Annotated in this window: 21 protein-coding genes; 7 read left to right on the forward strand and 14 right to left on the reverse strand. The window is 66.2% G+C overall.

Annotation, left to right across the window (positions count from 1 at the left end):
* Positions 1-4 precede the first annotated feature (4 nt).
* Both gpmA and U1700_RS03425 read right to left on the reverse strand, forming a co-directional pair.
* Positions 5-691: a 2,3-diphosphoglycerate-dependent phosphoglycerate mutase gene (gene gpmA / locus U1700_RS03420; protein WP_332750154.1), complete on the reverse strand. Its 687-nt coding sequence runs from the start codon at positions 689-691 to the stop codon at positions 5-7.
* Positions 691-1,836: a M14 family metallopeptidase gene (locus U1700_RS03425; protein ID WP_332750156.1), complete on the reverse strand. Its 1,146-nt coding sequence runs from the start codon at positions 1,834-1,836 to the stop codon at positions 691-693. The genes gpmA and U1700_RS03425 overlap by 1 nt, the downstream gene beginning before the upstream one ends.
* 136 nt (positions 1,837-1,972) lie before the next feature.
* Here U1700_RS03425 and galE point away from each other — a divergent pair, with 136 nt between their 5' ends.
* The 4 genes from galE (at position 1,973) to U1700_RS03445 (ending at position 5,323) form a co-directional block, all read left to right on the forward strand.
* The gene (gene galE, locus U1700_RS03430; protein WP_332750157.1) at positions 1,973-2,995 is read left to right on the forward strand and encodes a UDP-glucose 4-epimerase GalE; all 1,023 of its coding nucleotides are present in this window, start codon (positions 1,973-1,975) and stop codon (positions 2,993-2,995) included.
* Positions 2,995-4,638, forward strand: a complete 1,644-nt coding sequence (locus tag U1700_RS03435) for a M20/M25/M40 family metallo-hydrolase (RefSeq protein ID WP_332750158.1) — start codon at positions 2,995-2,997, stop codon at positions 4,636-4,638. Before galE ends, U1700_RS03435 begins: the two co-directional genes overlap by 1 nt.
* Positions 4,639-4,722: 84 nt before the next feature.
* The gene (ykgO, locus tag U1700_RS03440; RefSeq protein WP_006833921.1) at positions 4,723-4,848 is read left to right on the forward strand and encodes a type B 50S ribosomal protein L36; all 126 of its coding nucleotides are present in this window, start codon (positions 4,723-4,725) and stop codon (positions 4,846-4,848) included.
* Positions 4,849-5,053: 205 nt separating this feature from the next.
* Positions 5,054-5,323, forward strand: coding sequence for a hypothetical protein (locus U1700_RS03445; RefSeq protein WP_332750171.1), 270 nt, complete (start codon positions 5,054-5,056; stop codon positions 5,321-5,323).
* An 82-nt stretch (positions 5,324-5,405) separates the two neighbouring features.
* On the opposite strand, the gene U1700_RS03450 is transcribed toward U1700_RS03445, so the two are convergent.
* The 6 genes from U1700_RS03450 to purT are packed head-to-tail and all read right to left on the reverse strand — an operon-like array spanning position 5,406 to position 10,580.
* The gene (locus U1700_RS03450; protein WP_332750172.1) at positions 5,406-5,825 is read right to left on the reverse strand and encodes a hypothetical protein; all 420 of its coding nucleotides are present in this window, start codon (positions 5,823-5,825) and stop codon (positions 5,406-5,408) included.
* 11 nt (positions 5,826-5,836) lie between these two features.
* Entirely contained in the window at positions 5,837-6,295 is a 459-nt protein-coding gene (locus U1700_RS03455) for an arginine repressor (RefSeq protein WP_332750173.1), read from the reverse strand.
* Complete coding sequence (gene argB / locus U1700_RS03460) at positions 6,277-7,230, reverse strand: acetylglutamate kinase (protein ID WP_332750174.1); 954 nt, start codon at positions 7,228-7,230, stop codon at positions 6,277-6,279. Before argB ends, U1700_RS03455 begins: the two co-directional genes overlap by 19 nt.
* Positions 7,227-8,387 carry a bifunctional glutamate N-acetyltransferase/amino-acid acetyltransferase ArgJ gene (gene argJ / locus U1700_RS03465; protein ID WP_332750176.1) on the reverse strand — a complete coding sequence of 387 codons (1,161 nt, stop codon included), beginning with the start codon at positions 8,385-8,387 and terminating at the stop codon, positions 7,227-7,229. Before argJ ends, argB begins: the two co-directional genes overlap by 4 nt.
* Positions 8,384-9,391: an N-acetyl-gamma-glutamyl-phosphate reductase gene (gene argC, locus U1700_RS03470; protein ID WP_332750178.1), complete on the reverse strand. Its 1,008-nt coding sequence runs from the start codon at positions 9,389-9,391 to the stop codon at positions 8,384-8,386. The genes argJ and argC overlap by 4 nt, the downstream gene beginning before the upstream one ends.
* 37 nt (positions 9,392-9,428) lie before the next feature.
* A complete protein-coding gene (gene purT / locus U1700_RS03475) occupies positions 9,429-10,580 on the reverse strand; it encodes a formate-dependent phosphoribosylglycinamide formyltransferase (RefSeq protein ID WP_332750180.1) in 1,152 nt (383 codons plus the stop codon).
* Positions 10,581-10,721: 141 nt separating this feature from the next.
* Between purT and U1700_RS03480 the strand changes: the two genes are divergently transcribed.
* Positions 10,722-11,591 (forward strand): peptidylprolyl isomerase, encoded by an 870-nt coding sequence (locus tag U1700_RS03480; RefSeq protein WP_332750182.1) that lies wholly within the window; start codon positions 10,722-10,724, stop codon positions 11,589-11,591.
* Between the two features lie 7 nt (positions 11,592-11,598).
* Here the strand turns inward: U1700_RS03480 and U1700_RS03485 are convergent, their stop codons facing one another.
* The 3 genes from U1700_RS03485 to U1700_RS03495 all read right to left on the reverse strand — a co-directional run bounded on the left by U1700_RS03485 (position 11,599) and on the right by U1700_RS03495 (position 15,073).
* Positions 11,599-11,856 (reverse strand): hypothetical protein, encoded by a 258-nt coding sequence (locus U1700_RS03485; RefSeq protein ID WP_332750184.1) that lies wholly within the window; start codon positions 11,854-11,856, stop codon positions 11,599-11,601.
* A 77-nt stretch (positions 11,857-11,933) separates the two neighbouring features.
* Complete coding sequence (locus U1700_RS03490) at positions 11,934-14,408, reverse strand: ABC transporter permease (RefSeq protein WP_332750186.1); 2,475 nt, start codon at positions 14,406-14,408, stop codon at positions 11,934-11,936.
* On the reverse strand, positions 14,405-15,073 hold the full coding sequence (locus tag U1700_RS03495; protein ID WP_332750188.1) for an ABC transporter ATP-binding protein: 669 nt from the start codon (positions 15,071-15,073) through the stop codon (positions 14,405-14,407). Before U1700_RS03495 ends, U1700_RS03490 begins: the two co-directional genes overlap by 4 nt.
* A gap of 50 nt (positions 15,074-15,123) precedes the next feature.
* Here U1700_RS03495 and U1700_RS03500 point away from each other — a divergent pair, with 50 nt between their 5' ends.
* Positions 15,124-15,735, forward strand: a complete 612-nt coding sequence (locus tag U1700_RS03500) for an arylesterase (RefSeq protein ID WP_332750190.1) — start codon at positions 15,124-15,126, stop codon at positions 15,733-15,735.
* A gap of 2 nt (positions 15,736-15,737) precedes the next feature.
* On the opposite strand, the gene U1700_RS03505 is transcribed toward U1700_RS03500, so the two are convergent.
* A complete protein-coding gene (locus U1700_RS03505; protein WP_332750192.1) occupies positions 15,738-16,055 on the reverse strand; it encodes a PilZ domain-containing protein in 318 nt (105 codons plus the stop codon).
* A gap of 5 nt (positions 16,056-16,060) precedes the next feature.
* Complete coding sequence (locus U1700_RS03510; RefSeq protein ID WP_332750194.1) at positions 16,061-16,360, reverse strand: PilZ domain-containing protein; 300 nt, start codon at positions 16,358-16,360, stop codon at positions 16,061-16,063.
* Between the two features lie 184 nt (positions 16,361-16,544).
* On the opposite strand from U1700_RS03510, the gene U1700_RS03515 reads away from it, so the two are divergent.
* Positions 16,545-17,927 (forward strand): L,D-transpeptidase family protein, encoded by a 1,383-nt coding sequence (locus U1700_RS03515; protein WP_332750196.1) that lies wholly within the window; start codon positions 16,545-16,547, stop codon positions 17,925-17,927.
* Positions 17,928-17,933: 6 nt separating this feature from the next.
* Here U1700_RS03515 and clpB read toward each other — a convergent pair whose 3' ends face one another.
* On the reverse strand, positions 17,934-20,513 hold the full coding sequence (gene clpB / locus U1700_RS03520) for an ATP-dependent chaperone ClpB (RefSeq protein WP_332750197.1): 2,580 nt from the start codon (positions 20,511-20,513) through the stop codon (positions 17,934-17,936).
* Positions 20,514-20,545: the final 32 nt, after the last annotated feature.

The following is a 20,545-nucleotide window of genomic DNA, read 5'->3' on the forward strand; positions in this document are numbered from 1 at the left end:
ACTCCTACCGCTCGCTAAGGTAGAAACGCTCCGTCACCGAGAAATCATCGCCCAGCTCGTACACGATGGGCTGACCAGTCGGGATCTCCAGGCTCACAATATCTTCATCCGCAATCTTGCTGAGATATTTCTCCAGCGCGCGCAGTGAATTGCCGTGCGCCGCCACGATCACCCGTTCCCCCGCCTGCAGTGCCGGGGCAATGTGGTTCTCGAAGTAAGGCAGCACCCGCGCGATCGTGTCCTTCAGGCTCTCGGTCGTTGGCACGTCGATCCCGGCATAGCGCCGGTCGCTCGCCACGTCATAGTCGCTCCCCGCGTCCAGCACCGGCGGCGGAATGTCGAACGATCGCCGCCATATCCTGACCTGTTCCTCGCCGACCCTGGCTACCGTCTCGGCCTTGTTGAGCCCGGTCAGCCCGCCATAATGGCGCTCGTTCAATTCCCACGCCTTGGTCACCGGCAGCCACGACCGCCCCATCTCCTCCAGCACCAGGTTGAGCGTCCGGATCGCGCGCGACTGGAGCGAAGTATAAGCCCGGTCGAGGTCATAGCCCTTGTCGCGAAGCATCCGCCCCGCCGCGCGTGCCTCTTCGACTCCCTGCGCGGTTAAATCGACATCCCACCAGCCGGTGAAGCGATTTTCCAGATTCCACGCCGATTGCCCGTGGCGAAGCAGGATCAGCGTCGGCATCAGGCGCTTCCGACCTTGGCGACCTTCAGCTCGGGCAGGATCGCGTACAGCGCGTCGAGGCACGACCCCGCCAGATATTTCGACCGCTCGGGGCTCCAGCCGTACACCTCGTCGGGCAGGTCGTCATTGTCCTTGAATGGCATTTCCAGCGTCATCGACACACACCCGTACCGCTCGGCGAGCTGGGTCGTCGACATGGTCAGATTGGCCCGACCCGCCCCCGACAGTTCATAGCCCTGGCGCGTCTGGAAGTCGGGCGAGACCCGCTCCAGCGTCTTTGAAAACAGCCTGAACAGTTCCAGCTGGCGATCGGTGACCGACGGAATCCCCTCGAACCCGGCCAGGAAGTTCGCCGGGATCGCCTCGTCTCCATGAACGTCCATTGCGAACACCGGCTTGGCCTCGTCCATCGCATTCCTGACCCACAACACTTCGGGGCTGCGCTCGGCGGTCGGCTCATGCCATTCGCGGTTGAGGTTCACGCCGACCGCATTGGTCCGCAAATGCCCACGCCGCGACCCGTCGGGGTTCATGTTGGGCACGACGTGAAAGGTGCAGTCGCGCCGCAGGATCCGCGCGACGGGGTCGTCGGGATCGGTCAATTTCTCCAGCGCGCCTTCCATCCACCACTCGGCCATCGTCTCGCCGGGATGCTGGCGCGCATAAAGCCACACCGTCATGTCGCCCTCGCCGACCGTCAGGCAATCGATGTCCTGCCCGTCGAGCGACTTGCCCAGCGAGCGATATTCGACCCCCGGCAACGCCGCGACGGTCGACACCAGGTCGTGGTGCCGCTCCATCGAGTAGGGCGCGAAATAGGCCACCCACACCAGGTCGGTCTCGGGGGTAAAGCGGATCGTCAACGTACCGTCGGCATAGCTGGTGTCGTCGGCCCGCACCCAGTCCTCGCGGTCCATCGACACGCAGGCGCGATAGCCCGGCCAGCCGCCGGGATAGGCCGACTTGCCCGCATTGGTAATGTTGAGCGTCACCTCGCGGCCCCCGCCCCCGGCCAGGCGGAAGTGGAACCACTGGAAGAAGTCACTCATATGATCGGTGACGATTTCGAGGTTGGCGGTGGTCCCGTCGATCCCGACGACGCGGATATTGCCCGCGTCGAACGCGCTCGAAATGCTGATCGTCATCTGCTCACCCTGGCTATGTGCATGAAAAACCGTCGCCGCTGATAATCAGTCGGCACGGTGGTGGGAACCCGCAAACGGGCGCGCTCATTACGCAATCGGGCTCGCACGACTCCGCCTTATCGCGCAAAGGGGCTTCATGACCGACAAGATCACCGTCCTCGTCACTGGTGGTGGCGGCTACATTGGCAGCCACGCCGTCCTTGCGCTGCGCGATGGCGGCTGGCCCGTTGTCGTGCTCGACGATGAAAGCAATTCGACCGGGGTGCTCGTCCCGGCCGACGTGCCTTATGTAAAAGGCTCGATCGCCGACCGCGCCCTGGTTGCCGCAACCCTGCGCGATCACCGGATCGGCGCGATCATGCACTTCGCGGGATCGATCCTCGTCGCCGAATCGGTCACCGACCCGCTCAAATATTATCGCAACAACACCCAGGCCAGCCTCGTCCTGATCGAGGAAGTCGTCGCCGCGGGCATCCCCCATTTCGTCTTCTCCTCGACCGCCGCCATCTATGGCGCGCCCGAGCGTCTCCCCATCGATGAGGACGACCCCAAACTTCCGATCAACCCCTATGGCGTCTCGAAATGGATGACCGAGCAGATGCTCGCCGACGCCGCGCGCCCTTCTGCCTCCTCAAAAGTCCACGACTTCAACTATGCCGCGCTTCGCTACTTCAACGTCGCCGGCGCCGATCCCCAATTGCGCTCGGGGCAGATCGGCAGAACCTCGACCCACATCGTCAAGATCGCGACCGAGGCGGCGCTCGAAAAGCGCCCCCATGTCGATGTATTCGGGGTCGATTACCCGACCCCCGACGGCAGCTGCATCCGCGACTATATCCATGTCTCCGACCTCGCCGCCGCACATGTCGCCGCGCTCGAAAAATTGATCGAACGCCCGTCTGAAAACCTCCTCCTGAACTGCGGCTACGGCACCGGGCTGTCGGTGATCGAAGTGCTCGACGCGCTCGATACCGTCGTCCAGCGCAAGGTCCCCCGCGTCATCGGCCCGCGCCGCCCGGGCGATCCGCCGCAGCTCGTCGCCTCCAACCGCGCATTGGTCGAAACCCTCGACTGGACCCCGGCGCATGCCGATATCCACCGGATCATCTCCGACGCACTCGCGTGGGAACGCAAGCTGGCCGATGGAACCCCTGTTTGATGCGAAAGAGACTGGCCTTCGTGCCACTTTACCTGCTTCTCGTGGGCGCTGCTCCAGCACCCCCGGCCCCGACCCCCACTGAGCAGATCGCCATGGCCAGTGTCCGTGCCCATGTCGAATTCCTCGCCGACGACCTGCTCGAAGGGCGCGACACGGGCTCGCGCGGGCATGCCATCGCCGCGCGCTACGTCGCCAGCCGCTTTCGCGAAATGGGGCTCGAGCCGGGCGGCACCAACGGCAGCTGGTTTATCGAAGTCCCCCTGCGCAGCGCGACCACCGCCGCCACCCCGACCGTCACCATCACTACCCCCGGCGGCACGCAAAGCCTGCGCTGGGCTGCCGACGTCACCCTCCGCCCCAGCCTCACCGAAGCCCATCGCGCGCTCACCGCGCCGCTCGTCTTTGTCGGCTACGGCCTCGACGAGCCCCTCCTCGGGCTCGACGATTATCATGATATCGACGTCCGCGGCGCAATTGTCGTCGCGCTCGATGGCACTCCCAATGGCCTGCCGACCGAGATTGCCGCTCACGTCGGCTCGACCCGCGCCGAAGCCGCCGCCCGCCACGGCGCGGTCGGCCTCATCACGCTGGCCGGCACCGGCCGCGACCGGGGCGATGTCGCCAGCGGCGCTCGCCCCGCGACCAGCTGGATCGACCCCGCCGGGCGCACCGGCGACTCCTCGGGCCTGCGCGCCCGCCTCACCCTGTCTCCCGACTGGCAGCGCAAGATCTTCGACGGCGCACCGACCTCGCTCAAGGACATCCGCGCGCAGGTCGTCACCAACGTCCGCCCCACCGGATTCGCCCTCCCCGGTCGCATCACCCTCAACGCGGATTCCAGCTGGACCGACTTCACCAGCCCCGAAGTGATCGCCCGCCTGCCCGGCACCGACCCCGTCCGTGCTTCGGAAAACGTCGTCCTGATGGCCCATCTCGACCATCTCGGCGTCAAGCCCGATGCCCAGACCGCCAAGAGCGGGCCCGGCGAAGATCGCATCTACAATGGCGCGCTCGACAATGCCGCCGGGGTCGCGACCATGCTCGAGGCGGCGCGCGAGTTCGTCGCCAGTGGCCGCCGTCCCGCCCGCTCGATCCTGTTCATCGCCAATACCGGCGAGGAGAAGGGCCTGCTCGGCGCCGATTATCTCGCCGCCCACCCCCCGGTTCCCCCTTCTTCGATCGTTAGCGTCGTCGATCTCGACATGCCGCTGCCGCTCTACGACTTCACCGATGTCATCGCGTTCGGCGCCGATCACTCGACCCTCGCCCGTACCGTTGCGCTGGCCGGCAAGAGCATGGGTATTGGCGTCTCGCCCGACCCGATGCCGCAGGAATCGATCTTCGTCCGCTCGGACCATTACAGCTTCGTGCGCCGCGGCGTCCCCGCCATCCTCCTCATGACCGGCTACGCCAATGGCGGCGAGCCGGTCTGGAAGCATTTCATGGCCAAGGTGTACCACAGCCCCGCTGACGACCTGTCGCAGCCGATCATGTGGCGCAGCCTCGCCCGCTACGGCATGCTCAACTATGCCATCGCCCGCGCGCTGGCCGACGATCCCGCCCGGCCGCGCTGGTATCCCGGCGACTATTTCGGCGACCGCTTCGCCCCCGGCGAGCCGCGCGCGAGCCGCCTTGCGCCTTGACGCCCGCCCCCCCTCCGGCTAGGGGGCCGCTTCGGTTTCGGCCGAATCCATCGTCATTCAAACACGTAAGCAGGCGTTCCGGCCATGAAGATTCGCAATTCCCTGAAGTCGCTCAAGTCGCGCCACCGCGATTGCCGGGTGATTCGCCGCCGTGGCCGCACCTACGTCATTAACAAGACGAACCGTCGCTTCAAAGCCAGACAGGGTTAAGCTCCAAGGCTAAGTCGCGGGGCTAATCGCCCGCGCTCCCGGCCTGCATCCAACGACCAATCGATCGCCCGGCCGCTCACCAGCGGACCGGGCGATCGGTCGTTTCGGCCCTCGCACCGATCGATCCGTCGCAAAATCCTCTCGTTTCATCTTCATCACCGGTTCACTCGTTGCTATATAGACCATCAGGGCAAGGAGACATGCGATGCGCAGGTTCGGAATGATCAAGTGGGTTACGGGGGCAGCGCTGGCGCTGTTCGTGGCCGGCTCGGCCAATGCCGTCATCGTCCAGGACGCCCCGTCGACTCCCAAGGGCTTCAACTATGAAATCCGCGACGGCAAGCGGGTGCCCAAGGCCAATCGCGTCACCGCCGCCGACGGCAGTTGGCGCGAGGAAGTTCGCCAGGGCCAGTGCACCACGGTCAAGGCCAAGTCCGCCAGCGGCGACTATAGCGAAACCCGCAAGTGCGACTGATTTAATCGTCCCCTCGTTTTCGAGGGGATAGGGACCGCTCAGCGAAGCTGAGTGATGGAGAGGAAACTCCGGCAACCCATCCTCAAGCGGCGGGCTTCGTGCCCGCCGTTTTCTTGCCCGCATCCACGTCCTTGGCGGGCGCTCTACACAGCGGCAACTTCAACTCCTTTGCGTCATCGCACGAGCTGACCTGCGCCACGCCATTAGCGGCCACGAACACCGTCCAGCTCTTGCCGTCATCGCAATCGGCCTGCCATGCCTGCAAATTCTTCCATGGCGCCAGCGCGTTCGACCCAATGATCCGCTTGCAGTAATGGCCCGAATCATGAATCGCCCGCTTCAGGCCGATCACCCGATTCATTTCGCTGGCGCTGGCGAGCTGTTTCTGCGCCTCGCCCTGCACCTTGATCTCGGGCTTGGGCGGCGGCGGCGTCGATGGACCGCACGCGCCCAGCAGCGCCAACGTGCTCAGCACCGCCGTCATCATCACCATCTGCCGCATGACACTCTCCATCACCCTTGCGCTCTCAACGCACGAAACATCGCTGCGGCATCACCCGGCGCGACCCCGTCGGACAGCGCCACGAACACCGTATCGTCCCCTGCGATCGTCCCGGCAATCTCCCCCAGCGCCGCCTGGTCGATCGCATGGGCAACGATATTGGCCGACCCCGGCGGAGTCCTCAGCACCACCAGCGGCCCCGCCGCGATGATGCTCGTCACCCACTGGCCGAGCATCGCCGCCAGTCCCGGACCGCTCGCGCGAAGCCCCTCGGCCAGCACATAGCCCGACCGCACCCTGACCGCGCCCAACGCCTCAAGGTCGCGCGACACCGTCGCCTGGGTCGCCGACACCCCGGCCTCGGCCAGCCGCTCGACCAGCATCTCCTGCCCCCCGACCCCGCCTGCGCGAAGCCAGTCGGCAATCATTGCCCGTCGCTGGTCCCTGGCGTTCATCGGGGTTCGGGGCACGCCGCCAGCGGACGCTTGTCGTTTGCGCACACCACAATCGGACGCTTGTCGTCTGCGCAAACCATCAGCGGACGCTTGTCGTCCGCGCACACCATCGTGCCGATTCCCTGGTCGGTGAACAGCTCGATCAGCAGCGAATGCTCGGCCCGCCCGTCCAGCATCACCGCGCTGCCGACCCCGCCCTCGACCGCCTCGACACAGCTGGTCAGCTTGGGGATCATTCCCCCCGTCACGCTCGCATCGGCAATTCTTGCGCGGGCCTCGCCTGCCGTCAGTTGATCGATCAGGCTGTCGGGATCATTCGGATCGGCCAGCAACCCCGGCGCGCCCGTCAGATAGATGATCTTCTCCGCCCCCATCGCCACCGCGATCGCCCGCGCGGCATCGTCGGCGTTGACGTTGTACGGCTGCCCCGACGTATCCGCCCCGACCGTCGACACCACCGGCACCAGCCCATCATCCAGCAGTGCATGGAGCAATCCCGCGCGGACATTGGTGACCGTGCCGACGTATCCCAGCGCCGGGTCGAGCGGTTCGGCCTCCAGCAGCCGCCCGTCCTCGCCGGCTACCCCGACCGCGACCGGCTCCAGCGCGTTCATCGCCGCCACCAGCTCGCGGTTGATCTTGCCGACCAGCACCATCCGCACAATGTCGAGCGTGTCGGCGTCGGTCACGCGCAATCCCTCGCGGAACTCGGGCACCAGCCCCGCGCGCTTCATCTGCGCATCGATCTGCGGCCCCCCGCCATGGACCAGCACCGGCCTGATCCCGACCGAGTGGAGCAGCAGGATATCCTTGGCCAGGCTCCGCGCCCGCTCGGGATCGGTCATCGGCAGTCCGCCGACCTTCACCACCATCGTCTTGCCGACATAGCGCCTGATGTAGGGCAGCGCCTGGATCAGCAGTTGCGCGGTGTCGTTGGGGGTCATGATCATGAGGTTTGCACATTTTCCTTGATGTAGCCCGGGCCCAGGTCGACCCCGACCGCGCGCCCGATCCCGGTCCCGATGCCAAGGTCAATGATGATCTCGATCTCGGGCAAGACCATGTGGGCATGAACGGCTGCGGCATCGTGTGCGATCTCGACCCCGCCGCGCGACACGATGATCCCGCCATAGGCGACAGACGATGTCTCGGTGACGAACTGCGCGCCGCATGCTCCCGCCTCGCCTAATATCCGCCCCCAATAAGGATCCGACCCGGCCCAGCTGCACTTGATCAACATATTGCGCGAGATCGATTTGGCGACATGGCGCGCCTCGTCATCGCTTGCTGCCCCGGTGCAGTGGATCTGCACGACGCGCGTCACTCCCTCGCCGTCACGCGCCATTTGCAACATCAGTTCCTCGCAAACCCGGTGCAACGCGTCCTCAAACCCCTCCGCGCTGGGGACCGACCGCCGACCACTTGCAAACAACAACACCGTATCGTTGGTCGAAGTTGCACCGTCAACGCTCAGGACGTTGAAGGTGGCGGCGGCGGCGCGGCGGAGCATGGCCTGCATCGTCGCGGCGTCGATGTCGGCGTCGGTAGTGAGGTAGGCAAGCATCGTCGCCATGTTCGGCGCGATCATTCCGCATCCCTTGGCCATTCCGCCGATGGTGAAGCCGTCGCCATGAACGACCGCCTCCTTGGGCTTCGTGTCCGTGGTGAGGATCGCCTCGGCAGCATCGGTCCCGCCCTCCCGCGACCGCTTGCCCGCAAGCGTCGGCGTCGCGCCAAGGATCGTCTCCATTGGCAGTGGAAAGCCGATCAGCCCGGTCGAACTGACCAGCATCTCACCAGCATCGCAGCCGATCGCGGCGGCAGCGGCGGCACACATCGCCTCGGCATCGGCCCGCCCCGGCGCGCCCGTCCCGGCATTGGCATTGCCCGAATTGACGATCACCCCAGCAGCACGTCCCCCGCTCGCCGCCAGCTGCTCGCGGCAGGCATCGATCGGGGGCGCGGCGAACTTGTTGGTCGTGAACACTGCGGCGCACGCCACCGGCCGTCCATCGTCGGTCGCGATCAGCGCCAGGTCGGGTTTCGCTCGCTTGATCCCGGCGTGCATCCCCGACGCAACAAAGCCCTCGGCAGCGGTGACGCTCATGGATATGTCCCTATGCTCGAAAGGCCCGTACTTTCGTCAAGCCCGAGCATCAGATTGGCGCACTGGATCATCTGTCCCGCCGCGCCCTTGCCCAGATTGTCGATCGCCGCGACCGCGACCACCATGCCGGTCCGCTCGTCAAACCGCGCGGTGACAAACGCCGCGTTCGATCCCGCCGTCCACTTGGTCTCGGGCAGCGCTTCGGTCACCCCGATGAACCGTTCGCCCGCGTAAGCCTTGCGAAGCACGGCCATCGGATCCCCGCTTCCCGTCGCCCGGCCATAGCAGGTCGCCAAAATCCCTCGGCTCATCGGCACTAGGTGGGGCGTGAACAGCGGCTCGCCTCCCAACATCATCTTCATTTCGGCGGTATGGCGATGGCCAAGCAACCCATAAGCCCGCATCGACCCCTCGACGCTGCAATAATGCGTCCCCGTCGATGCTACGCGTCCGGCCCCGCTGACCCCCGACGCGGCATCGATGATCAACCCCTCGCGCGACACCAGCCCGGCCTCGACCAGCGGCCGCAGCGCGAGCGTCGCCGCCGTCGGATAGCAGCCCGGCGCCGCGACCAGCCGTGCGCCCGCGATCGCCGCGCGATTGACCTCGGGCAGGCCATAGACGAACTCGCGCAGCAACTCGGGCCGGGCATGCGGCTCCTTGTACCAGCGCTCATATTCTGCCGCCGATTCCAACCGGAAGTCCGCGCCGAGGTCGACGATCTTCGCCCCGCTCGACAGGAAATCATCCGCCAGCTTCTGCGTTTCGCCGTGCGGCAGCGCGGCGAACACAACGTCGCAACTGCTCAGCGCGCCGCGTTCATAAGCCTCGAACGACCGTCCGGCATACGCCAGTCCCAGATGCGGATGCACCGCCGCGACCGGCTGCCCGGCATTGGACGCGGCAAACAGGCGGACCGCGTCAATCCCCGTGTGCGCATCAATCAACCTGAGCAATTCGCCACCGACATAGCCGGAAGCACCGAGGATGGCCGCCTTGATCATCGATGATCTATGCAAAAACCTGCATGTTTATGCAAGTTTATTCGACGATGTTCACCAGCGCCGCCGCCGCCACTGCCGCCTCCATTGCTGCCTCGACGCTCGATCCATGGGCCAAGGCGACCCCCATTCGCCGCCCGGGAAGCGTCTCGGGCTTGGCGAACAACCGCACCTCGGCCCCGCCGAGCATCGCCTCCGCAACCCCCTCATAACCAAACTGCGTGGCCCGCCGATCGGCCAGGATCACCGCCGACGCCGACGCTCCCGACAGCTCAATCGACGGGATCGGCAGCCCCAAGATCGCCCGCACATGCAATTCAAACTCATTGGGCGACTGGCCGATCAGCGTCACCATCCCCGTGTCATGCGGCCGCGGGCTCAATTCCGAAAAGATTGCCCGTTCGCCACTCAGGAAAAATTCAACCCCGAACAGGCCGTATCCGCCCAGCGCCTCGACCACCTTCGCCGCCTGTTCCTGCGCGGACTTGAGTAATGCCTCACTCATCGCTGCGGGCTGCCAGCTTTCCCGATAATCGCCTTTTTCCTGGCGGTGTCCGATTGGCGGGCAGAACATTACCCCTTGGCGCGTCGCGACCGTCAGCAGCGTGATCTCGCTGTCGAAATCGATAAATTCCTCGACGATCGCGCGGGCTCGGTCGCCGCGCATGTTGGCCACCGCATAATCCCACGCCGCGCCCAGTTCGCCCTCATCGCGGGCCACGCTCTGGCCCTTGCCTGACGACGACATCACCGGCTTCACCACGCACGGAAAGCCGATCGTCGCCCCCGCCGCGATCGCCTCGTCCCGGCTCTTGACGAACAGATAGCGCGATGTCGTCAGCCCCAGCTCCTCCGCTGCGAAATCCCTGATCCCGTCGCGGTTCATGGTCAGCTGGACCGCCTTGGCAGAAGGGACGACATGCCACCCTTCGCCCTCCAGCACCCCCAGCATGGCGGTGTCGATCGCCTCGATCTCGGGGATGATATGGTCGGGCCGATGCTTCTCGACCGCCGCCCTCAATGCCGCTCCGTCGAGCATCGAGAACACCTCGCGCGCGTCCGAAACCTGCATTGCCGGGGCATCGTCATAGCGATCGCACGCGATCACCCGGCACCCCAGCCGTTTCGCCGCGATCGCCACTTCGCGCCCCAGTTCGCCCGAACCGAGCAGCATGATCGTCGCCAGATACATCGTCCCCGACTAGCGCCGCCGTCCGATCACCGCAAACCGTCATCCCGGGCTTGGGTCTCATCAAACTACGAGTTTAATGGGCACCCTTGACCCGGGACCCGGCTTCTTCTCCACTTGGCGTCTGTCCGTTGAAAGAATCCCATGCGCACGATCCTGCTCGCCACCACCGCCCTGCTTCTGACGGCAGCCGCGCCCAAGCCCCTCACGCCGCCCGACCTGATCGCCGCCGCCCCCGCCTCGGCATGGCGCGCCATCCCCGCCGACGACCTGCTCGTCCTCGACCTGAAATCGGGCACGCGGATCGTCATTCAGCTCGCCCCCGCTTTTGCTCCGGTTCACGTCGCCAACATCCGCGCCCTTGCCCGCAGCCGCTGGTGGGATGGCGCGGCGATCTACCGCGTCCAGGACAATTATGTCGCGCAATGGGGCCATAATGACGAACGCAAGATGCCTCCCGGCGTCGTCGCCAGGCCCCCCGCCGAATATGATCGTGCCGTGCGCGGCCTTGCCATCACGCCCTTCCCCTATCGCGACGCCTATGCCCCCGCAGCCGGCTTTGCGGGCGGCTGGCCCGTCGCCGTCCGCGGCGCCCGCGCCAACCTCACCCATTGCTACGCCACCGTCGGCGTCGGGCGTGACCTTGCCCCCGACACCGGCACCGGCGGAGAGCTTTATTCGATCATCAGCGGCGCACCGCGCGCGCTCGACCGCAACATCGCCATCGTCGGCCGGGTGATTTCGGGGATTGAGGCGATGAGCAGCCTGCCCCGCGGCCCTGCACCGATGGGCTTTTACAAGGACCGCTCGTCGGACACGCCGATCGCGACCACTCGGCTCGCTAGCGACATCCCGCCCGCCGAGCGCCCGTCATTCGAAGTGATGGACACGGCCAGCCCGACGTTCGCGCGGCTCGTCCGCCTTCGTGCCAATCGTCACGATGCTTTCTACGAGCGCCCCGCCGGCGGGGTGGATCTGTGCAATGCCCCCGTACCGGTCAGGGCCAAACCTTAGCGGAAAACTACGCTGCCCAAGCCGCCTGCGGCCGGTTGCGATGCTGGATTACCGCCGCCGACGTGTGCGACCGCATGCTCGCCTCGGCCAGCGGCAAGGCCGTTGAACAGAAGGCGCACTCCGCCGACATCCGCCCGATGAGCCAATGCGTCCGGCCGCACCCCGGGCAGTGGTTCACCTGATGCTCGCGATACACGGCATGATATCCGCGCTGGGCCGGGTCATGCGACATGTTGAGATCGCTCAGGGTGGGGATGCTCGTCATCGGGAGGAGTCCTTTCATCGGTCGAAAACGACCGAAATCAGACTTGGTTTCATTTCCATTACGGCTGCACCGACGCTTCACAGCGAACGAAGTGCCATTGCGGGACGAGTATTCAGCGCCGGGATCGCCGCCATCAGCGCCGCCCCGACCGTCACCACGACCGATCCCACCGCCAGCCCGGCGAGGCTCGCCCAGTCGGGCCGGAAGTCCAGTCCGAACGACTTCGCCAGCAACAACCATGCCGCCCCCAGCCCCGCCGCCACCGCGCTCGCCGTCACCACTAGTGACAAAATCGCAAACTCGATTGCCTGCGTGGCCAGCACTTCGCCGCGCGTCGCGCCAACCAGCTTCAGCAGCACCATATCGCGCGCCCGCGCCCGCCGCGTCGCGACCACCGCCCCCGCCAGCACGATCACCCCCAGCAGCAACGCGACCCCGGTCGCGATCCGCACCGCCGCCGCCAGCGCGACCAGCAATGCCCGTACTTGTTTCGTAATTTCGGCGACGCGGATCACGCTGACCATCGGCAATGCCTTCGCCAGCGCGCGCTCCAGCGGCACCACCGTTTCCCCCGCCTTGGGCGATACCGTCGCCATCAGCGAATAAGGCGCATTGTCGAGCGCACCTGGCGCAAAGATGATCGCGAAGTTGAACCCCATCGACCGCCAGTCGATCTCGCGCAGCGAAGCGATCCGGGCCTCGATCGGCCGCCCCAGCACCGCGATTGTCATCGAGTCCCCGACCTTGAGCCCCAGCGCTTTTGCCGCATCCTGATCGATGCTGATCATCGGCGGCCCGCGGTAATTCGCCGGCCACCACTCACCTGCGGTCACGCGATTGCCTAGCGGCAGATCGCGCGCAAAGGTCAGCCCACGATCACCTTTCAGGATCCACGCTCCCTCGGGAACCTCTCTCATTTCGGTCACCGGTACCCCTTTCACTGCGACCACCGGCCCGCGCAGCGACGGCACCAACCGCAACTCGGCATCGGGCGCGCTGGCCTTGGCGACCGCCTCGAACCGCGCCCGCTCAGCGACCGGAATGTCGATCAGGAACAGCGCTGGGGCCAGCCCGGGGACCTGTTCGTCGATCGTCGTGAGCAGGCTTTGTGCGGTCGTCGCCAGCGTCACCAGCAAGGCCAGGCCAAGCCCCAACGCTATCGACAGCCGCACCGTCGCCGCGCCCGGTCGGTCAAGCGCCGAAATTCCCAGTCGCATGATCGGCCCGCCGCGATGCCGGTTCGCCCGTGCCACCAGCCGGATGACCCACCCGACCCCCGCGAACAGCAGCGCCAGCACCGCGATTGCGCCAACGCCATAGGCTGCAAAGCGCGGATCCTGCGCGCTGGCCACCGCCAACCCGCCCGCGCCCAGCAACGCCACCACCGGCACCAGAAAGCGCCGCCGCGCCGGTCCCTCGCCGACATCACCGCGCAGCAGGCTCGCCGGGCGCGTATCAATCGCGCTCGCCAGCGGACCCCATGCTGCGGCAATCGTCACCAGCACCCCGAACGCCGCCGCTTCGGCCAGCGCCGCCCATTGCGGGCTCGCCTCAGGCACGATCGGCAGCGACTGCCGGGCAAATTCCGCCACGACTGCCGGCGCAATCGCCCCAGCCAGCAGCCCCGCTACAATCGCCGCCGCCGCGATCAGCGCGACTTCGATCCCCAGCATTGCGGCCAAGTTCGCCCGCCCCGCGCCAAGCAATTTCAGCGTCGCCACCGTCGCCCGCCGCGACGAAGCGAACGCCGCCGCTGCGCTGGTAATTCCCAGGCCGCCGATCGCCAGCGCCGCCAATGCCACCAGCAGCAGCATTTCCGCCACCCGCTCGACGAACCGCCGCGTCCCCTGCCCGGCGTCGTTGCGATCGCTCGCCGACCAGCCGCCGTCGCCGAACTTCGCCTGAAACGCCTTGCCCAGCGCCCCCGGATCACGCCCCGCGGGAAGCAGCAGCCGATAGCTATAGCTCGCCAAGCTCCCCGGCTGGACAAGCCCGGTCACCCCTATCCCGGCCTCGTCGACCAGTACCGGCGGGGCAAAGGCAAAGCCGGATATTGACGGGCTCTGCTCGATGATCCCGGTCACGCGATAATCGCCAAAGCCGATCCGCACCGACTGGCCTTTCGCCACTCCCAACCGTTCGGCCAGTTCGCGTCCGATCACCGCCTCGCGCCCGTGCGGCCGCCGTCCGCCCGGCGCCAACACCATGCTGCCCGCCAGCGGCCACGCCTGATCTATGCTGCTCAATTCCGCCAGCGCGGTATCGCCGGCGCCACTGACCATCGACCGCAACGTCACGCTGGACGAAGTCCGCCCCAGCCCCTGCATCGCCGCCAGTTCGGCCGCATTGGCCGGCCGCTGCGCCGATCGAAGCACCAGGTCGCCCCCGATCAAAGCGCGCCCATTGGCCGCGATGCTATGGTCGATCGCCGACGCAACACTTGTCACGCTGGCGATCGCCGCCACCGCGATCCACAGGCACAGCCACAACAGCCCAAGGCCCCCCAGCCCGCCACGCAGATCCCGCTGCGCTAGCGCGATCGCTTCCTTCACTTGGCGCGCCCGTCGGCCAGCTCGATCCGCCGTCCCGCCCGCGCCGCCACCGCCGCGTCATGGGTGATCACCAGCAACCCGGCTCCCGCTGCGCTCGCCCGTTCGAACAGCAGGTCGATGATCGACCCCCCGGTCCCGGTATCGAGGTTCCCCGTCGGCTCGTCCGCCAGCAGCAATTTGGGCCGCGGCGCAGTCGCCCGGGCGATCGCCACCCGTTGCTGCTCGCCGCCCGACAATTGCGCCGGATAATGGGTCAGTCGATGCCCCAGCCCGACCGACACCAGCTCGGCCTCGGCCCGCGCCCGAGCGTCGGACACGCGGGCGAGTTCCAGGGGAACCGATACATTCTCGATCGCCGTCATTGTCGGCAGCAGCTGGAACGACTGGAGCACGATGCCGATGTCTCGTCCGCGCATCCGCGCCAGCGCATCCTCACCAAGCGCACTGGCATCTTGCCCCAGCAGCCGCACCGTGCCGCTGGTCGCCCGCTCCAGCCCCGCGACGACCGCCATCAAACTGCTTTTCCCGGACCCAGACGGCCCCAGTATCGCCAGGCTCTCACCGGGGTCGAGCCTAAGCGAAATCCCCTTCAAAATCTCGGTCCGCACCTCGCCGTGGCCAAGGGTCAGGCGGACGTCGGTAAGCTCGATCAGGGGATTGGTCATGACGCGGAGCTAGGGATGGCACGACCCCGCCACAATGGTAGGGTCAATATATGATCCTCGCCGCCCTCGCACTCCTCGCCGCTGCGCCCGCCGCCCAGCCCGCTCCCAAGACTCTCATCCTCGCCTTTGGGGACAGCCTCACCGCGGGCTATAACCTCGCGCCCGGCCTGGGTTTCGTACCCCAGCTGCAGGCGAGCCTGCGCCGCCACGGCATCGCCGCGACCGTCGCCGACGGCGGGGTTTCGGGCGATACCACCACGGGCGGCAGGGCGCGGCTCGGCTGGACCCTCGATGGGCTGCCCCGCAAGCCTGACCTGATCATCGTCGAGCTTGGCGCCAACGACATGCTGCGCACTCTCGACCCCGCCATTGCCCGCGCCAACCTCGACGCGATTCTGGCCGAGCTCGACCGCCGCCACATCCGGGTCCTCGTCGCCGGTATGCGCGCCAGCCCCAGCCTCGGCGCCGCCTATGTCGCGAAATTCGACCCGATCTTCCCGGCGCTCGCGAAGGCCCATGGCGCCGCGCTCTACCCCTTCTTCATGGATGGCGTCGTGGGTGTCTCGGGCATGCAGCAGGGCGACGGTCTCCACCCGACATTCGAGGGTGTGAAGCGGATCGTCACGGGCATCCTGCCGTCGGTGAAGGCGGCGCTGAAGTAGTTCTAGCTTAAGGCCGAAAGCACTACTGGCTCGGCGAACTCCGCGCCGATCTTGTCCCCTGCAATCCACCGCACCACGGCGTTCGATCGTTCGCGACCGGGCAGCATTAGCCACACCCGCGATCCCACTTCATAGACGTCGCTGACCTGCGCCATGAAGCCCGTTTCGGAGATGTTGACGATCCTCGCCTCGCTGCCTTCCTCGCCCAGTGCGCGCACCCGGGCGTCGATCGCGACTGGCAGGCGGTCGGCCCGGCGGCGCTCGCCACCCTCGGCGGCTTCGGAAATCCGCGCGCGGATCATCGCGTAATTCATCTCCATCGCGGTCAGCCCTGCGGGCCGGTGAAGTTGATCCCGACCCGCCCGTCGCGGACCCAGCGCACCTGGGCGGGAACCGCGCGCCGATCGAGCAGCTGCAGCGCTACCCGCTCGCCGATGTGGGGAATCTCGTCGAACCACAGCATCGCCCCCGTTGACGATATATTGGCCAGCCGGACGACCAGCGTCTGTCCGCGCCAGCTGAGCAGCGCGGTGTCGGGATCGGGCTCGTCCCGCGCTTCGCCGCGTTGGTCGAACAACCGCTTCACATGGCGCGGAATCATCGATCCGCTAAGACTGAATTTCATCACTCGTTCCCCACGATCAACGACTTAGGCGCGCGTGTCTTAACATCCGGTTGTCGCGCTTACTGTTCCTTATCACTGTGGCGCGGCAACACTGGCCCGCGATATTCATCCTGTGTAAGGCTCTCCACCGATACGGCGGCAGCGTCAAACGGCGGCTCGATGCCGGGGTTCAAAAGGATCGATCATGAAATTCTCGTCGCGTACCCTGGTCGCAGCGCTCGCCGGTGTCATCAGTTTGGCAAGCGCCGCCAGCGCTTTTGCGCAGGTTACGACCGATCCGATCGCGCCGCTGCCCACGGCCCAGCTACCCGCCCCGCTCCCGACCCCGCCCGCGCCGCCGGTCGTTCTGCCTCCGCCTTTCTGGCCCGTCGCCGATGCTACCGACCTGCTCTCGGTAATCCAGTCGGTCGGCGCCGAAGGACTCACTCCCAGGGATTATAACCCCGCCGGGCTGGCCGATGCGATCGCCAGCCGCGATGCCAACCGCGTCGCCCAGGTCGCCACCGACAGCTTCAACAAGCTATCGTCGGACTTCGCCTTCGGCCATGTCCGCGGCGAAGACCGGATCGACTGGCACGTCGTCGACGGTGACCTCACCAACGACCGCCAGCGCGCGTTGCTCGACCTCGCCCTGTCCACCCACCGCATCGGCGATGCCCTTCGCGGGCTGCTGCCGACCCACCCCCAATATGGCGCGCTGCGCGTCGCGCTGACCGACCCGATCAACGCGGCGCAGGTCAACACCATCCGCCTCAACATGGATCGCTGGCGCTGGCTGCCGCGCGACCTTAGCACCCGTTACATCATCGCCAATGTCCCGGCCTACACCGCGACACTCGTCGAAAACGGCGTCGCCATTTCTCGCCACAAGGCGGTCGCGGGGGCAATCAAGACTCCCACACCCCAACTCAGCGCGATGGCCACCGGGGTTATCCTCAATCCGTGGTGGGAAGTCCCGACCAGCATCAGCCATGAAGTTGCCGGTAAGGGTGGCTTCGTCGCGGTCAAAAACGCCACCACGGGCGCGGTCCAGCGCTGGCGCCAGCCCCCGGGACCGGCCAACGCTCTTGGCCAGATGAAGTTCGTGATGCCCAATCCTTATGCCATCTACCTCCACGACACCAACGCCAAGAGCCGCTTCAACAGCTCGGTTCGCGCCTTCAGCCACGGCTGCGTCCGCACCGACAAGATTGGCGACCTTGCTCGGCTGCTGCTGTCGGAAGATGCCGGAACATGGGACCCCGACAAGGTGTCAATGACCCTCGCGTCCAAGAAGACTCAAATGGCCAGCTTCGTAAAGCCGTTGCCGGTCTACATCGTCTATTTCACTGCCGCCGCCGCGCTCGATGGCACGATCGTTCGCTACGACGATGTCTACAAGCGTGACGGGACGGTCATAGCCGCGCTGCTCAACCAGCCGCGCGCCGCCAAGAAATCGACCGCCGCCGAGGCCAGCCTGGCCAAGGACGCGACGACCGCGGCGGACACTGCGCCCGCCGCCGTTTCAGCGCCCAAGCCCAAGCCCGCTCCGATCAAGCTCCAGAACGACCCGCTCCGCCCGCGGTGATGCACGTCAGGCGGGTTGGATTTCCAGCCCGCCATCGCCCTCACCGACGTGCACCGTCGCGCCGTCCATCACCGTCCCCGCCAGAATCGCGTCTGCCAGCGGGTCCTGCAGATATTTCTGCACCGCGCGCTTGAGTGGTCTGGCGCCATAGACCGGGTCATAGCCGACCCGCCCGAGCCACGCCCGCGCGGCATCGGTCAGTTCGAGCCGGATTTTGCGATCTTCCAGCAACCGCCCCAGCCGCCCGATCTGGATGTCGACGATCGGCCCCATGTGCGCCTGCCCCAACCGGTGGAACAGGATGATCTCGTCGAGCCGGTTCAAAAATTCGGGCCGGAAGTGCGACCGCACGACTTCCATCACTTGCGGCTCGACCTTTTCGACGCCCTCGTCCTCGCCCAGCGCAGCCAGATATTGCGATCCCAAATTCGACGTCAAAATGATGATCGTATTCGAAAAATCGACCGTCCGCCCTTGCCCGTCGGTCAGTCGCCCGTCGTCGAGCACCTGCAGCAGGACATTGAACACATCGCCGTGCGCCTTCTCGACCTCGTCGAACAGCACCACCTGGTAGGGCCGCCGCCGCACCGCCTCGGTCAGCACCCCGCCTTCTTCGTAACCGACATAGCCCGGGGGCGCCCCGATCAGCCGCGCGACGGCGTGCTTTTCCATATATTCGGACATGTCGATGCGGACCATCGCGGCTGAATCGTCAAACAGATATTCGGCCAGCGCCTTGGTCAACTCGGTCTTGCCGACCCCCGTCGGGCCCAGAAACAGGAACGACCCCAGTGGCCGCCCGGGATCCTGCAGCCCCGCCCTCGCCCGCCGCACCGCCGCCGACACGGCTTTCACCGCCGCTTCCTGCCCGATCACCCGCTTGCCGATCAGCTGCTCCATCTTGAGCAGTTTCTCGCGCTCGCCCGAAAGCATCCGCTCGACCGGAATCCCCGTCCAGCGGCTGACCACCGCGGCAATATCCTGGTCGGTCACTTCCTCGCGCAGCATCGCCCCGGCAGACGCCTGCGCGGCCTCGGCCAGTTGCTTCTCCAGCCCCGGGATGCGTCCGTACTGGATCTCTCCTGCCTTCGCCAAATCACCCGACCGTTGCGCCTGTTCCAGCTCCAGCCGCGCCCCGTCGAGCGCTTCCTTGATCTTGGCCTCGCCGGCAATCTTGTCCTTTTCGGCCTGCCACCGCGTCGTCAGCGCCCCCGATTGCTCCTCCAGGTTGGCCAGTTCGCCTTCCAGCGTACCCAGCCGGTCCTTCGATGCGGCATCGGTCTCGCGCTTCAGCGCCTCGCGCTCGATCCGCAATTGCAAGATCCGCCGATCCAAATTCTCAATCTCCTCGGGCTTGGACTCGACCTCCATCCTGAGCCGCGACGCCGCTTCGTCCATCAGGTCGATTGCTTTGTCGGGCAAGAAACGGTCGGCAATGTAGCGGTTCGACAGCGTCGCCGCCGCGACCAGCGCCGCATCGGTGATCCGCACCGCATGGTGAAGCTCATATTTCTCCTTCAGTCCGCGCAGGATCGAAATCGTGTCGGGCACCGTCGGCTCGCCCACGAACACCGGCTGGAACCGCCGCTCCAGCGCCGCATCCTTTTCGACATGCTTGCGATATTCATCGAGCGTCGTTGCGCCGATTGCGTGCAACTCGCCCCGCGCCAGGGCGGGCTTGAGCAGGTTGGACGCATCCATCGCCCCCTCGCCCTTGCCCGCCCCGACCAGCGTGTGCATCTCGTCGATGAACAGGATGACTTGCCCATTGGCCTGCTTGACCTCGTCGAGCACGCCCTTCAGCCGTTCCTCGAATTCGCCGCGATATTTCGCCCCGGCGATCAGCGAGCCCATGTCGAGCGACAGCAATTTGCGATCCTTCAACCCGTCGGGCACGTCGCCATTGGCAATCCGCAGCGCCAGCCCCTCGGCAATCGCGGTTTTGCCGACGCCGGGTTCGCCGATCAGTACCGGATTGTTCTTCGTCCGCCGCGCCAGCACCTGGATTGTGCGGCGAATTTCCTCGTCGCGCCCGATCACCGGGTCCAGCTTGCCGTCACGCGCAGCTTGCGTCAGGTCCTTCGAAAAGCGCTTCAGCGCATCGTAACGATCTTCCGACGACTGGCTGTCCGCGGTCCGCCCGCCGCGCAACTTGTCGATCGCGGTATTGAGCGCCAGGGGCGAAACCCCCGACTTGGCAAAGGCGTCTCCCACCCCTGTCCCCTTGGCGAGCAGCATCGCCAGCAGCAGTCGCTCGACCGATACGAACTGGTCCCCGGCCTTGGTCGCAATCTCCTGCGCCTGATCGATCAGGCGGATCGTCGCGCCGTCCATTCCCGGCGCGGCACTAGCACCATTGCCGGTAACGCTCGGCTCCTTGGCGACCAGCGCGTCGACCGCGATCCTGGCAGCCGGCGCATCCCCGCCCGCCGCCTTCAGCAGCCCCGCCGCCATCCCCTGTTCGTCGTCCATCAACGCCTTGGCAAGGTGCGCGGGCACGATCCGCTGATGATTCTCGCGCACAGCAATTGTCTGCGCTGCCTGGACGAACCCACGCACTCGCTCGGTCAATTTCTCGAAATCCATGAAGTCCTCCGTTGGGTCCAAGTTAGTGTGGC

The organism is Sphingomonas sp. RB1R13, assembly GCF_036663775.1.
Lineage (GTDB): Bacteria > Pseudomonadota > Alphaproteobacteria > Sphingomonadales > Sphingomonadaceae > Sphingomicrobium.